Source organism: Pseudomonas sp. NFX5 (assembly GCF_049132125.1).
In the GTDB taxonomy this organism is placed as follows: domain Bacteria; phylum Pseudomonadota; class Gammaproteobacteria; order Pseudomonadales; family Pseudomonadaceae; genus Aquipseudomonas; species Aquipseudomonas marginalis.
In genome coordinates this window covers 1-12,941 of record NZ_JAFMZG010000007.1, presented here as the reverse complement: position 1 = coordinate 12,941, position 12,941 = coordinate 1, and the positions used below count along the sequence as shown (strand labels likewise).

Sequence of the window (12,941 nt, the reverse complement as noted above, 5' to 3'; positions counted from 1 at the left end):
GGTGGGTAGTTGATCAAGGGAAGCGGCAGGTCACCTCGGGTTTGTCATAGCCCAGGCTGTCCATTTCGTTGGTGGGGTGCAGGAAACCGTCCTGGGGCGAGGTGCTGACCAGCGCGCGGGGCTGCACGAGGGGAATCGGCTGGCGCAGTTGGCCGTTCCAGGGGCGGTAACTGAGCTTGCGGCCCTTGAATCCGTCCAGGGGCAGTTGCTCGCTGATTTCCACTTGGCGGATCGCCATGGGCTCGACCTGGCGCAACTTGCTCACTGCACTGGCGACGCTGCGCACGGCCATCCAGGCGGCGAAGTCGCGGTCGTTCATCCAACGCCCGGCCAGGGCCTCGAAGCGTTTCTGCAATTGGGCGGCGCCGTAGGTCTCGACGGTTTTGTGCCAGCCGGTGGGCGTCAGGCCCTGGGTGCCGGCGACGGGGCGCGGGTACCAGGTCTGGTAGGGCACGTACTCGCCGAAGTCGCCGCGCTCGTCGGCCACCAGCACCACGTCGTATTCGGCGGTCTGGGTGAACAGCGGCATATCCGCCTGGGCGCTGCGGCGTTGGTCGTTATCGAAGCGCCAGGCCTTTTCCGCCACCAGCTGCACGCCGAAGCGCTTGGCGGCACGACGCAGGGCGGCGGCGTAGGCCTGGTCATCCTCGGTGGGGCCGACGATCAGCAGTGCCTTCTGCCATTTGCGCACGACCAGGAACTGCGCCAGCGCATCGGCGAGCATCGCGCGGCTGGGCAGGGTATGCAGCACGTTGCCCAGGCAGTCGCTGCTGCGCAGGCGGTCATCCGGGCTGCCGGCGTTGAACAGCAGGCTGTCGGGCAACGCCGCGCTGAGTTGGCGCAGGCTGGCGGCGGGTGCGTTGATCACGAACAGGCGCAGGCCCTGGGCATGCTGGGCCTGGGCGGCGGCGAGCAGAGCGTCCGGAGTGTCCACCGTGGCGCTGGTCAGGCTGTAGCGCTGGTTGAGAAAGGCGCCGGTGCTGTTGCTGTCGATGATCGCCAGTTCAGCACCACGCTGCCCGGCATCGGCAGGCTCGGCAATCACATTCGACAGCAGCGGGCCCGGATCGGGCCGATAACCCAGGTAGCCGATCTGCACCTGCAAGGGCGCTTCGGCGGCCTGGCCGGTGGCGGCCCAGGCGATCGCCAGCAGGCAGATCACGGCGTAGGGGGCGAGCTGGCGCATAGGGCACTCCATGACAGGTAGCGCCAGCATAGGAACCCTGAACGTCGCTGCAAATATGCAGAAAGTAGCGCTGGGGCAGTACCAAGGTAGTAGCCCCGGGCGCGCCGTGGGGTTTTAGCATGGAGCACCACGGGCTCTATCCACAGGAGTGACACCAGCATGCGCGTCTTGTCGGCCTTGTGGCGCATCAATCTATGGGTGTGCGGCTTCTTCATCCTGGTGACCTGCGCCTGCACCGCGCTGTTGCTGCACCAGGCTCTGGCCGATGTGGAGCGCGAGCTGCAATCGGCCGAAGCGGTGGTGCACTACCTGAGCGAAACCGCCGCGCGCGATCCGGCCAGCCTGCAACCCCACCTCACCGCGAGTTTGCGCCATGTGCGTGTGCACTGGCTGGCGAGCGGCGACACCGTGCAAGCGCCGGACGCGGACGGGCTGGACGCCTGGCTCGGGCGCCTGTTGTTTGCCGAGGCGCGGCGCAGTGCCCAGGTGCTGGACTTGCCGGACGGCCGGCGTGTGTCCATCACTGTCGACCCACGGGATGAAATCGACGAGGTCTGGGACTCCCTGCAACAATTGTTGGGCCTGTGCGCACTGGCTCTGGCCCTGAGCCTGTTGACCATCCGCTGGGCGGTGCGCCGGGGCATGGGCGTGCTGGATGAATTGCTGCGCGCACTGCAACAGGTGTGCGCCGGCCAGCTCAATGTGCGCCTGCGCAGCCAAGGCGCGCCGGAAGCACGCCAACTGGCGCTGCACTTCAACCGCATGACCGACGCCCTGGAGCAGGCGCGCACCGATAACACCCGGCTTACCCAGACCCTGCTGGCGGTGCAGGAGCAGGAGCGCACCCACCTGGCCCAGACCCTGCACGATGACCTCGGCCAATACCTGGCCGGCATTCGCGCCCAGGCCTGCCTGTTGCGCCTGGCCACCGACCAGCCGCACCTGCTGGCGCCCACGGTGGCGCAACTCGAGGATCACTGCGAGCACTTGCAGCAAGGCTTCCGGGCACTGGTCCACGACCTTTATCCGGTGGCCCTGCAACACCTGCCGATGGCCGAGGCGTTTGCGCTGCTGGTCACCCAGTGGCAGGCCAGCCACGGCATTCCCTGCCACCTGCAGGTCAGCACCGACCTGCCGCTGTTGCCCGGCGCCAGCAAGACTCATCTGTACCGCCTGCTCCAGGAAGCCCTGACCAACATCCTGCGGCATGCCGACGCCAGCCAGGTGCACGTGCGCCTGCAACATCGCGGTTCGCGCCTGCGCCTGTGGGTGCGTGATAACGGTCGCGGTGCAGACACGCCCCAGCGGCCCGGCGTGGGCCTGTATTCAATGGCCGAACGCGCCCGTTGCCTGGGCGGCGAATTGAAGATCATCAGCCAGCCCGGCGCCGGCTGGGCGTTGGCGTTGAACATGCCGTTGGAGGCCTCATGAATATTCTGTTGGTGGATGACCACGCGGTGGTACGCCAAGGCTATGCCAGCCTGTTGCGTGCGCTGCTGCCGGCCGTTGAAGTGCGCGAGGCGGCCAGTGGCGAAGAGGCGTTGAGCCGGGTCCAGGAAGCGCTGCCGCACCTGGTGATCATGGACTTCGGCCTGCCGGGCATCAGCGGCCTGGAAACCACCCGGCGCCTGCGCCAGCGCTTGCCGCACCTGCGCGTGCTGTTTTTCAGCATGCACGACGAGTTGCCCCTGGTGCGCCAGGCCCTGGAGGCGGGCGCCTCGGGCTACCTGACCAAAACCTCGGCACCCGAGGTGTTGATCGAAGCGGTGCGGCGCATCCTCGACGGTCACGCCTACATCGAACAGGCCCTGGCCACTGAACTGGCCTATACGCCCGGTGATCAACGTTTGCAGGGCATGACCCCGCGCGAGCTGGAAATCTTCCTGATGCTGGCCAGGGGCACGCCGACCCGAGCGATTGCCGACCAGCTGAATATCAGCAGCAAGACCGTGTCCAATCACCTGACCTTGCTCAAGAGCAAATTGCAGGTGAGTTCCCATGCCGAACTGGTGCACCTGGGGATCGACATGGGCGTGGTGCGGGTGGTTGGATAACAGCGTATGCGCGGGGGGGCTAGCGATCCCAGGTGGTGGGGCAGTCGATGCAGCCTTCCATATTGGCATCCTGGAAGTTCGCGTAGTGCTGGCGGCTGCCGGTGAGGGTGGCCTGTTCCAGGTTGCTCTCGCCGAACTTGGCTTCCTGCAGGTTGGCATCGCTGAGGTCGGCCCCTTGCAGGTCGGCCTTGCTCAACCAGGTCATTTCCAGGTCGGCCGCACGCAGGTTGGCCTTGTGCATTTTCGCCCCCGACAGCCGCGCAAATTGCAGGTAGGCCGCGCTGAGGTTGGCGTTTTCGAACTGCGCACCCTGGGCGAACACGCCCCAACCCTGGATCGCCATCAACGTGGCGCCGCTGAAGTCGGCCAGGCGCAGGTTGGCCTGTTGCAGGCTGGCGCGGGTCAGGTTGGCGCCTTGCAGTCGGGCTTTTTCCAGGTTGGCCAGGTCGAGGTTGGCATGGCGCAGATCCGCCTCGCGCAGGTCAGCGCCGGCCAGGTTCATCTTGCTCAAGTCCTGGTTGCGCAGGTTGGCGCCCTTGAGGTTGGCGCCGGGGCATTGGCTGTGTGCGGCGATGGTGCAGCCGTTGATGATCAGCGGCGCATCGTCCCCATCCTCGGCGTGGGCCACGGGCAGGCAGAGCAGGAGTAACAAGGGCAGGTAGTTCATCGTGCGACCTCTGGGGATCCTGTGGTGAGCGGGCTTGTTGTGGTGAGCGGGCTTGCCCCGCGCTCGGCTGCGCAGCAGTCGTAAACCCTGAGCGCACGGAGGTACTGGAAGAATGCCAGGGCCGCTTCGCAGCCCTGCGCGGGGCAAGCCCGCTCACCACAAGGGAAGAAGCCGCCTGCTGCAAAAAGCGGCCCGGCATTCTCGTGGAGGTTATTTTTGCGCGGTCTTCTGATCCCAGCTCGGGATCTTGAACACCCAGAACGACCCGCCTTGTGCCACCGGCTTGGTCAGCTCGGCCATGTCGCCGCCCCACAACGGCACCGCGCCGCCGTAGCCGACGGTGACGCCGACATACTGCTCGCCATCCTGCTCCCAGGTGATCGGCGGCGAGACGATGCCGCTGCCGGTCTGGAACTTCCACAGCTCCTTGCCGGTTTTCGCGTCGAAGGCCTTGAAGAAACCGTCGCCGGTACCGGTAAACACCAGGTTGCCCTTGGTCGCCAGCACGCCGGCCCACAGCGGCAAGGCTTCCTTGTGCTCCCACACTACCTTGCCGGTGGTCGGGTTCATCGCCCGCAGGGTGCCGACGTGGTCGTCATACATGCGCTTGATGCGAAAACCCATCCCCAGGTACGCCGAGCCTTTCTTGTAGTTGACCTCTTCGGTCCAGTATTCCTCTTTCCACTGGTTGCCCGGGATGTAGAACAGGCCGGTGTCCTGGCTGTAGGCCATGGGGTTCCAGTTCTTGCCCCCCAGGAACGGCGGCGAGACTTCCACCGGTTTGCCTTTGGTTTCACCCGGCAAGGGTTTGGCCGGACGCTGGCCTTCGTTCTCCACCGGACGCCCGGTCTTCAGGTCGATATGGCTGGCCCAGGTGATGTTGTCCACGAACGGGAAGGCGTTCTGCAGCTTGCCGTTGTTGCGGTCCACCACATAGAAAAAGCCGTTGCGGTCGGCGTGGCCGGTGGCCTTGACCACCTTGCCGTCCTTGTCCTTGTAGTCGAACAGCACCAGCTCGTTGTTGCCGGAGAAGTCCCAGGCATCGTTCGGGGTGTGCTGGTAGAACCACTTCACTTCGCCGGTGCTCGGGTCGACGCCGACCTGGCCGGAGGTGTAGAGGCTGTCGAAGTCGTGGGGGTTGCCGTCCTTGGCGGTGCGCGCCCAGGTGTTCCACGGGCCGGGGTTGCCGGCACCGACGATGATCGTGTTGGTCTCGGCATCGAAGCTCGCGCTCTGCCAAGGAGCGCCGCCGCCGTGGCTCCAGGCCTCGACCTTGCCGGTTGCGGTGGTCGGGTCATCCGGCCACGAAGGCGCCTTGACGTCGCCGGTGGTGGTGCTGTCCTTGCCGTTGAGGCGGCCCATATGGCCTTCCACGAACGGGCGCATCCACACTTCTTCCCCGGTGTCCGGGTCGCGGGCAAACAGCTGGCCGACCACGCCGAATTCATCGCCGGAGCTGCCGTGGATCAGCAGCACTTTGCCGCTGACCTTGTCTTTGATCAGCACCGGGGCGCCGGTCATGGTGTAGCCCGCGGCGTGATCGCCGAACTTCTTGTTCCACACCACTTTGCCGGTGTGCTTGTCGAGGGCGATCAGGCGTGCGTCGAGGGTGCCGAAGTAGATCTTGTCGCCGAAGATCGCCGCACCGCGGTTGACCACGTCGCAGCATGGGCGAATGTTGTCGGGCAGGCGGTGGTTGTAGGTCCACAGGCGCTTGCCGGTCTTGGCGTCGAGGGCGAACACCCGGGAATAGGAGCCGGTGACGTAGACCACGCCGTCGCTGACGATGGCCTGGGATTCCTGGCCGCGTTGCTTCTCATCGCCGAACGAGTAGGACCAGGCAGGGGTGAGCTTGAACACGTTCTTGTCGTTGACCTGGGCCAGCGGGCTCCAGCGCTGGGCGTTGGTGCCCATGCCGTATTGCAGCACGTCCTGGGTGGTCAGGTGGTCGTTGGCGATGTCTTCCCAGGTGACATTGTGCGTCGGCTTGGCGGGTTCGGCGGCGGCAAACGTTGCCGCACTGAGGGACAGGCTGCCCACCAGCAAAAAGGCTTGCACGGCAAGGCTTAAAGGTGAGCGGGCGGGTAGCGATCTTATTGTCATGGTTGCAGTTCCCAGTGGAGGTTTTGGCCTGCACAGGGTGGAACGCCGGGGCGCCGGGCGGATACGGAAAAACTCCCGCTGTGGCCGGGAAGACTTCCCGAGGCGCCGCTGTTTTAGGCGTGCCCCACAAGCCCTACTACCAAGGGAGGAGAGGGCGGCCACCAAAGCAGCATACGGCCCATGCCCCGGGGTTTCTAAGATGGTTGCCATAGCCTCTGCAATGAGGTTTTGCGTGCAATCCTGAGGGCAAAAATAATGACAACAAAACACAATGCCTTGCTCGTCGCCGGGCTGTTGGTCGGTGTGATCGCCGGGGGCTCCGCCTGGGCCCATGGCAACGTGGTCCCGCAAGCGGTGGAAACCAAGGGCCTGACCTCGATCAAGGACGCCGGCGTGCCGGTCAACGAAGACGGCTGGGCGGCGGTCAATCCGTACCGCACCTCGCCTGAACACGACCGGGCCGTGGAAATCGGCTCGTCCGCCTATAACCAGAACTGCGCCGCCTGCCACGGCCTGGAAGCCAAGTCCGGCGGCATCGCCCCCGACCTGCGCATGCTGGATGTGGGCGAAGCCGGTGATGAGTGGTTCGTCGAGCGCGTGCGCCATGGCGCGGTGCGTGACGGCCGCGTGTACATGCCGAAAATGGCCGACTACCTGAGCCAGGAAGCCTTGTGGGCCGTGCGCACCTACCTGGACAGCGTGCACGTCGAGGAGTAAGCCATGCGCCTGTTCGCTTATGTGCTTGGCCTGGCCCTGCTGTGTTGCCAGCCGGCACAGGCGCAGGTGCGCAGCTATGACCAGATGATCGCCGCCGGCGAAATCAACGTGGCGGTGTACAAGGATTTTGCCCCTTACAGTTTCGAAGATGGCGCCACCGCGCGCGGGGTCGACGTGGAACTGGCCCAGGCCCTGGCCACGGCGCTGGGGGTACGGCTCACGTTGATCTGGGCGCCGGCCGGCGAGAAGCTCGACGACGACCTGCGCGACTACATCTGGCGCGGCAGTCCGTTGCACAACCAGCAACTGGCCGACCTGATGATGCGCGCGCCCTACGACCGCGATTACGCGCAAAAGCGCAACGACCAGGGCGAACTGGAAAACGGCCATGTGGTGATGTTCGGGCCGTACCAGAACGAACAATGGCAGGTGGCCTACGATCGTCGGCGCCTGGACACGGTCGCCAGCGTGGCGGTGTTCGAGCAGCACCCGATTGGCGTCGAAGTCGACAGTGTGCCGTCGTTCTACCTCACCTCGGTGTTCAACGGCATGCTCGCCGCCAGGACCCATCACTACCCCGACGTCCCCCAGGCCTTTGCGGCGATGAAAGCCGGTGAGGTCGATGCGGTGATGGCGATGCGCGGCGAAGTCGATTGGCAGGTGCATGAAGCCCACGACCCGCAACTGGCCCTCGCCGAAAACGCCTACCCGAACATGGGCAAGCAACGCTGGGAGATCGGCATGGCAGTGCACGAGAGCAATCGCCAGTTGGCCTACGCGGTGGAAGAGGCGCTGGAAGGCCTGATCCGCGACGGCGCGGTGCAAGCCATCTATGCCCGTTACGGCCTGCAGTACGAAGTGCCCGAGATGTATCAATAGGAGCAGGGGATGAACTGGCGACTGAGCTGCATCCTGGCCTGCTGGCTGCCGCTGGCGGCGCACGCCGTGGAGGTCGACCCGGTGCCGTCGGTGATGTGGGACTTCTATCACAAGCAGTTCCTGGCGCAGGCGCCGTTCGTGTTCGACGACCGAGTCAAGCTGCTCGCGCCGCCGTTCGCCGAAGATGCGCGTCAGGTGCCCCTGGAAATCGACGCCCGCGCCTTCAACGGCCATGTGGTGAAGATCCTGGCCTGGGCCGAGCTCAACCCATTGCCGAAAATCGTCGACTTCCAGCCCAAGGCCGGGGTGCTGCCATGGCTGTCGCTGCGGATTCGTATCGAGCAGGCCACCCCGTTGCGGGCGGCGGTGCTCACCGATGACGGCCTGTGGCACGTGGGCTCGACCCTGATCGACGCGGCCGGTGGCGGCTGCACCGCGCCCAGCGTGGTACGCACCCAGCCGGGCTGGGAAGAGCACATCGGCGAAGTGCTCGGCGGCCGTTACCCGCGTGGCGAGTTCAGCCGCGTGCGTGTGCAGGTGGCGCACCCGATGGACAACGGCATGGTCAGCGGCATCCCCGAGTTTTTTATCAACCATGCGCAACTGCGCGGCCAGGACGGCCAGGTGCTGGCTGACCTTGAGCTGTTCCCGGCGGTCAGCGAAAACCCCAACCTGGCCTTTGATATCGCCGCGCCGGGGGCCACCCGCCTGGTGCTGCGCGACAACAGCGGCAATGAGTTCGACGCGTCCATCCCCTGACCAGAAGGAGCGCGGCATGCGCTGGATTCTATTGTTATGCCTGGGCCTGAGCCTGCCCGCCCTGGCGGACCTCGACTACGCCCTTGCGCCCCGGCTGATCGCCGACGACACCTGGCTGCTCGAAGGCAGTACCGACAATTTTGCCAAGGCCAACGGCGGCAATATCGTCAACACCGCCTTCATCGTCACCGAGGCCGGTGTGGTGGTGATCGATACCGGACCGTCGCGGCGCTACGGCGAAGCCATGCGCGAGGCCATCGCCCGTGTCACCCCCAAGCCGGTGATCCAGGTACTGATTACCCATCATCACCCCGACCATGCGCTGGGCAACCAGGCCTTCAAGGACGTGCCCATCGGCGCCCTGGCCGAGACCACGCGGCTGCTGCACGAGCAGGGCGACGGCATGGCGGAAAACCTCTACCGCATGGTCGGCGACTGGATGCGCGGCACCGAGGTGGTGTTGCCCACCCAGGTGCTGGAGCCCGGTGTGCTGAGCGTGGGCCGCCATGACCTGCGCCTGCTCGCGCTCAGCGGCCACACCGGCGCCGACCTGGCGATCTTCGACCAGGGCACCGGCGTGTTGTTCGCCGGCGACCTGGTGTTTTACCAGCGCGCCCTCACCACCCCCAACAGCCCGGGGCTGGCGGTGTGGCTGGCGGACCTCGGCACCCTGCAAGCCTTGCCCTGGACCCTGATCGTGCCCGGCCATGGCCCGGTGGCCAGCGACGCGCAACCCTTTACGCAGATGCGCGACTACCTGACCTGGCTCGATCAACTGCTGCGTGACGGGGCCGCCCAGGGCAGCGACATGGCCGAGATGATCCGCAGCCCCATCCCCGCACGCTTCGCCGCGATCAGCCTGAGCCGCTATGAGTTGATCCGCAGCGTCAGCCACCTGTACCCGCGGTACGAGCGCGAACAGATGCAACGCGTGGATTCGCCGCGCTGACCCGCTACTAAGGAACTAGCAAACTCGATACTGCGGTCAATTGTGACAACGGCCCCTGCGCCCAAGAATCTGCACCAGACCGGGAAAATTTCCCGGGTATAACAAAAAACCGCAGAGGTAGCCGTCATGACCCAACCCGCACGTCGCCAACCCTTCGCCTTGAGTGTGTTGCTCGGTGCCATCCTGTTATCCGGCCAGGCCATGGCCTCGGTCAGCGATGAGGACATCCTCCAGGACCCGAAAAACCCCGGGCAGATCGTCACCAACGGCCTGGGCGTGCAGGGCCAGCGCTACAGCCCCCTCGATACCCTGAACGTCGACAACGTCAAGGACCTGCGCCCGGTCTGGGCGTTTTCCTTTGGCGGCGAGAAGCAGCGTGGGCAACAGGCGCAGCCGATGATCAAGGACGGGGTGATGTACCTCACCGGTTCCTATTCGCGGGTGTTCGCGGTGGATGCGCGCACCGGCAAGAAGCTCTGGCAGTACGATGCGCGTCTGCCCGATGACATCCGCCCGTGCTGTGACGTGATCAACCGTGGCGTGGCGCTGTACGGCGACCTGGTGTTCTTCGGCACCCTCGACGCCAAGCTGGTGGCGCTGAACAAAGACACCGGCAAAGTGGTGTGGAGCAAGCAGGTCGCCGACCACAAGGAAGGCTACTCGATCAGCGCCGCGCCCCTGGTGGTCAACGGCAAGCTGATCACCGGCGTGGCCGGTGGCGAATTCGGCGTGGTCGGCAAGATCCAGGCCTATGACCCGAAAAACGGCGAGCTGCTGTGGAGCCGCCCGACGGTCGAAGGCCATATGGGTTATGTCTACAAGGACGGCAAAGCCGTGGAAAACGGCATCTCCGGCGGCGAGGCGGGCAAGACCTGGCCGGGCGACCTGTGGAAAACCGGCGGCGCCGCACCGTGGCTGGGCGGCTACTACGACCCGGAAACCAACCTGCTGCTGTTCGGCACCGGCAACCCGGCGCCGTGGAACTCGCACCTGCGCCCCGGCGACAACCTCTACTCGTCCTCGCGCCTGGCGCTGAACCCGGACGACGGCACCATCAAGTGGCACTTCCAGAGCACGCCCCACGACGGCTGGGACTATGACGGCGTCAACGAGCTGATCTCCTTCAACTACACCGAAGGCGGCAAGGAAATCAAAGCGGCGGCCACCGCCGACCGCAACGGCTTCTTCTACGTGCTCGACCGCACCAACGGCAAGTTCATCCGCGGCTTCCCGTTTGTCGACAAGATCACCTGGGCCAGCGGCCTGGATAAGGACGGTCGACCGATCTACAACGAAGCCAGCCGCCCAGGCGCGCCGGGCAGCGAAACCAAGGGCACCTCGGTGTTTGTCGCGCCGGCGTTCCTCGGTGCGAAGAACTGGATGCCGATGGCCTATAACCGCGACACCGGGCTGTTCTATGTGCCGTCCAACGAGTGGGGCATGGACATCTGGAACGAAGGCATCGCCTACAAGAAGGGCGCGGCGTTCCTTGGCGCCGGCTTCACCATCAAGCCGCTGAACGAAGACTACATCGGCGTACTGCGCGCCATCGACCCGAAGACCGGCAAGGAAGTCTGGCGCCACAAGAACTTCGCGCCGCTGTGGGGCGGCGTGCTGACCACCAAGGGCAACCTGGTGTTCACCGGCACGCCGGAAGGCTTCCTGCAGGCGTTCAATGCCAAGACCGGCGAGAAGGTCTGGGAGTTCCAGACCGGCTCCGGCGTGCTCGGCTCGCCTGTGACCTGGGAAATGGACGGCGAACAGTACGTCTCGGTGCTCTCCGGCTGGGGCGGCGCCGTGCCGTTGTGGGGCGGTGAAGTGGCCAAGCGCATCAAGGACTTCAACCAGGGCGGCATGCTCTGGACCTTCAAGCTGCCCAAAGAGCTGGTCGCCAGGCACTGAAACTACGACCAAATGACAAGTGCCCCCCTGCCAACGGCGCATTCGCCCGCCAGCGGGGGCTCTTTACTATCGGGTCATCGCCTGTTGACCGACAGGCCCGGACCCAGACAGAGGCTTTAACATGATCTACGCACAACCTGGCACCCCTGGCGCCATCGTCAGCTTCAAGCAGCGCTACGGCAATTACATCGGCGGCGAGTTCGTCGCCCCGCTCAGTGGTGAGTACTTCACCAACACCTCGCCGGTGACCGGTGAAGCGATCGCCGAATTCCCGCGCTCCAACGCTGCCGATATCGACAAGGCCCTTGACGCTGCCCATGCCGCCGCCGACGCCTGGGGCAAGACTTCGCCCCAGGATCGCTCCCTGGTGCTGCTGAAAATCGCCGACCGTATCGAGCAGCACCTCGAAGTGCTGGCCGTGACCGAAAGCTGGGACAACGGCAAGGCCGTGCGCGAAACCCTCAACGCCGACGTGCCCCTGGCCGCTGACCACTTCCGTTACTTCGCCGGCTGCATTCGCGCCCAGGAAGGCGGCGCCGCCGAGATCAACGAACACACCGCGGCCTATCACTTCCATGAGCCATTGGGCGTGGTCGGGCAGATCATTCCGTGGAACTTCCCGTTGCTGATGGCCGCCTGGAAACTCGCCCCGGCCCTGGCCGCCGGCAACTGCATCGTGCTCAAGCCGGCCGAACAGACGCCGCTGTCGATCATGGTGTTTGCCGAGTTGATCAATGACCTGCTGCCACCGGGCGTGCTGAATATCGTCCAGGGCTTTGGCCGCGAAGCCGGGGAGGCGCTGGCCACCAGCAAGCGCATTGCCAAGATCGCGTTCACCGGCTCGACCCCAATCGGTGCGCACATCATGCATGCGGCCGCCGAGAACCTCATTCCCTCCACCGTGGAACTGGGCGGCAAGTCGCCGAACATCTTCTTCGAAGACATCATGCAGGCTGAGCCGCAGTTCATCGAAAAAGCCGCCGAAGGCCTGGTGCTGGCGTTCTTCAACCAGGGCGAAGTGTGCACCTGCCCGTCGCGGGCGCTGGTGCAGGAGTCGATCTACGACGACTTCATGAAAGTGGTGATGAAGAAGATCGTCAAGATCAAACGCGGCAACCCGCTGGACACCGAGACCATGGTCGGCGCCCAGGCGTCCGAGCAGCAATACGACAAGATCCTCTCCTACCTCAAGATCGCCCAGGAAGAGGGCGCCGAGCTGCTCACCGGCGGCGCGGCCGAGCGCCTGGAGGGCGACCTGTCCAGCGGTTACTACATCCAGCCGACCTTGCTCAAGGGCCACAACAAGATGCGCGTGTTCCAGGAGGAAATCTTCGGCCCGGTGGTGGGTATCACCACCTTCAAGGACGAAGCCGAAGCCCTGGCGATTGCCAACGACAGCGAATTCGGCCTCGGCGCCGGGCTGTGGACCCGCGACATCAACCGCGCCTACCGCATGGGCCGGGCGATCAAGGCCGGTCGCGTGTGGACCAACTGTTATCACCTGTACCCGGCGCATGCGGCGTTTGGCGGCTACAAGAAGTCGGGCGTGGGGCGTGAGAACCACAAGATGATGCTCGATCACTACCAGCAGACCAAGAATTTGCTGGTGAGCTACGACATCAATCCGTTGGGTTTCTTCTAACCCTCTGACTGCAATGCGGTCCCCTGTGGGAGGGGGCTTGCTCCCGATGGCGGTGGGTCAGAGGCATAAATGCTGGCTGACAC

Annotated in this window: 11 protein-coding genes; 8 read left to right on the top strand and 3 right to left on the bottom strand. The window is 65.0% G+C overall.

What is annotated here, in order from left to right; translation table 11 throughout:
- Positions 1–13 precede the first annotated feature (13 nt).
- Positions 14–1,186 carry an ABC transporter substrate-binding protein gene (locus J1N02_RS02525; protein ID WP_098479118.1) on the bottom strand — a complete coding sequence of 391 codons (1,173 nt, stop codon included), beginning with the start codon at positions 1,184–1,186 and terminating at the stop codon, positions 14–16.
- Between the two features lie 168 nt (positions 1,187–1,354).
- Here J1N02_RS02525 and J1N02_RS02520 point away from each other — a divergent pair, with 168 nt between their 5' ends.
- Both J1N02_RS02520 and J1N02_RS02515 read left to right on the top strand, forming a co-directional pair.
- Complete coding sequence (locus tag J1N02_RS02520) at positions 1,355–2,617, top strand: sensor histidine kinase (RefSeq protein WP_414887607.1); 1,263 nt, start codon at positions 1,355–1,357, stop codon at positions 2,615–2,617.
- Positions 2,614–3,240 (top strand): response regulator transcription factor, encoded by a 627-nt coding sequence (locus tag J1N02_RS02515; RefSeq protein WP_065948415.1) that lies wholly within the window; start codon positions 2,614–2,616, stop codon positions 3,238–3,240. The genes J1N02_RS02520 and J1N02_RS02515 overlap by 4 nt, the downstream gene beginning before the upstream one ends.
- 19 nt (positions 3,241–3,259) lie before the next feature.
- Here the strand turns inward: J1N02_RS02515 and J1N02_RS02510 are convergent, their stop codons facing one another.
- Positions 3,260–3,907, bottom strand: coding sequence for a pentapeptide repeat-containing protein (locus tag J1N02_RS02510; RefSeq protein WP_414887536.1), 648 nt, complete (start codon positions 3,905–3,907; stop codon positions 3,260–3,262).
- 210 nt (positions 3,908–4,117) lie between these two features.
- Positions 4,118–6,010, bottom strand: a complete 1,893-nt coding sequence (gene exaA, locus J1N02_RS02505) for a quinoprotein ethanol dehydrogenase (RefSeq protein WP_092354650.1) — start codon at positions 6,008–6,010, stop codon at positions 4,118–4,120.
- 255 nt (positions 6,011–6,265) lie between these two features.
- On the opposite strand from exaA, the gene pedF reads away from it, so the two are divergent.
- From pedF to J1N02_RS02475, 6 genes are all read left to right on the top strand, one after another.
- On the top strand, positions 6,266–6,727 hold the full coding sequence (pedF, locus tag J1N02_RS02500; RefSeq protein ID WP_027606205.1) for a cytochrome c-550 PedF: 462 nt from the start codon (positions 6,266–6,268) through the stop codon (positions 6,725–6,727).
- Positions 6,728–6,730: 3 nt separating this feature from the next.
- A complete protein-coding gene (locus J1N02_RS02495; protein WP_414887538.1) occupies positions 6,731–7,606 on the top strand; it encodes a substrate-binding periplasmic protein in 876 nt (291 codons plus the stop codon).
- A gap of 9 nt (positions 7,607–7,615) precedes the next feature.
- On the top strand, positions 7,616–8,365 hold the full coding sequence (locus J1N02_RS02490) for a quinoprotein dehydrogenase-associated SoxYZ-like carrier (RefSeq protein WP_421147120.1): 750 nt from the start codon (positions 7,616–7,618) through the stop codon (positions 8,363–8,365).
- A 16-nt stretch (positions 8,366–8,381) separates the two neighbouring features.
- Positions 8,382–9,314 carry a quinoprotein relay system zinc metallohydrolase 1 gene (locus J1N02_RS02485; RefSeq protein ID WP_414887539.1) on the top strand — a complete coding sequence of 311 codons (933 nt, stop codon included), beginning with the start codon at positions 8,382–8,384 and terminating at the stop codon, positions 9,312–9,314.
- Between the two features lie 126 nt (positions 9,315–9,440).
- Positions 9,441–11,216, top strand: coding sequence for a PQQ-dependent methanol/ethanol family dehydrogenase (locus J1N02_RS02480; RefSeq protein ID WP_092354641.1), 1,776 nt, complete (start codon positions 9,441–9,443; stop codon positions 11,214–11,216).
- A 121-nt stretch (positions 11,217–11,337) separates the two neighbouring features.
- The gene (locus J1N02_RS02475; protein WP_027606210.1) at positions 11,338–12,858 is read left to right on the top strand and encodes an aldehyde dehydrogenase family protein; all 1,521 of its coding nucleotides are present in this window, start codon (positions 11,338–11,340) and stop codon (positions 12,856–12,858) included.
- Positions 12,859–12,941 lie beyond the last annotated feature (83 nt).

Coding starts and splice junctions, on each gene's coding strand:
- J1N02_RS02510 (WP_414887536.1), bottom strand. CDS start 3,907: ATGAACTACCTGCCCTTGTTACTCCTGCTCTGCCTGCCCGTGGCCCAC.
- J1N02_RS02485 (WP_414887539.1), top strand. CDS start 8,382: ATGCGCTGGATTCTATTGTTATGCCTGGGCCTGAGCCTGCCCGCCCTG.
- exaA (WP_092354650.1), bottom strand. CDS start 6,010: ATGACAATAAGATCGCTACCCGCCCGCTCACCTTTAAGCCTTGCCGTG.
- J1N02_RS02525 (WP_098479118.1), bottom strand. CDS start 1,186: ATGCGCCAGCTCGCCCCCTACGCCGTGATCTGCCTGCTGGCGATCGCC.
- J1N02_RS02490 (WP_421147120.1), top strand. CDS start 7,616: ATGAACTGGCGACTGAGCTGCATCCTGGCCTGCTGGCTGCCGCTGGCG.
- J1N02_RS02475 (WP_027606210.1), top strand. CDS start 11,338: ATGATCTACGCACAACCTGGCACCCCTGGCGCCATCGTCAGCTTCAAG.
- J1N02_RS02480 (WP_092354641.1), top strand. CDS start 9,441: ATGACCCAACCCGCACGTCGCCAACCCTTCGCCTTGAGTGTGTTGCTC.
- J1N02_RS02515 (WP_065948415.1), top strand. CDS start 2,614: ATGAATATTCTGTTGGTGGATGACCACGCGGTGGTACGCCAAGGCTAT.
- pedF (WP_027606205.1), top strand. CDS start 6,266: ATGACAACAAAACACAATGCCTTGCTCGTCGCCGGGCTGTTGGTCGGT.
- J1N02_RS02495 (WP_414887538.1), top strand. CDS start 6,731: ATGCGCCTGTTCGCTTATGTGCTTGGCCTGGCCCTGCTGTGTTGCCAG.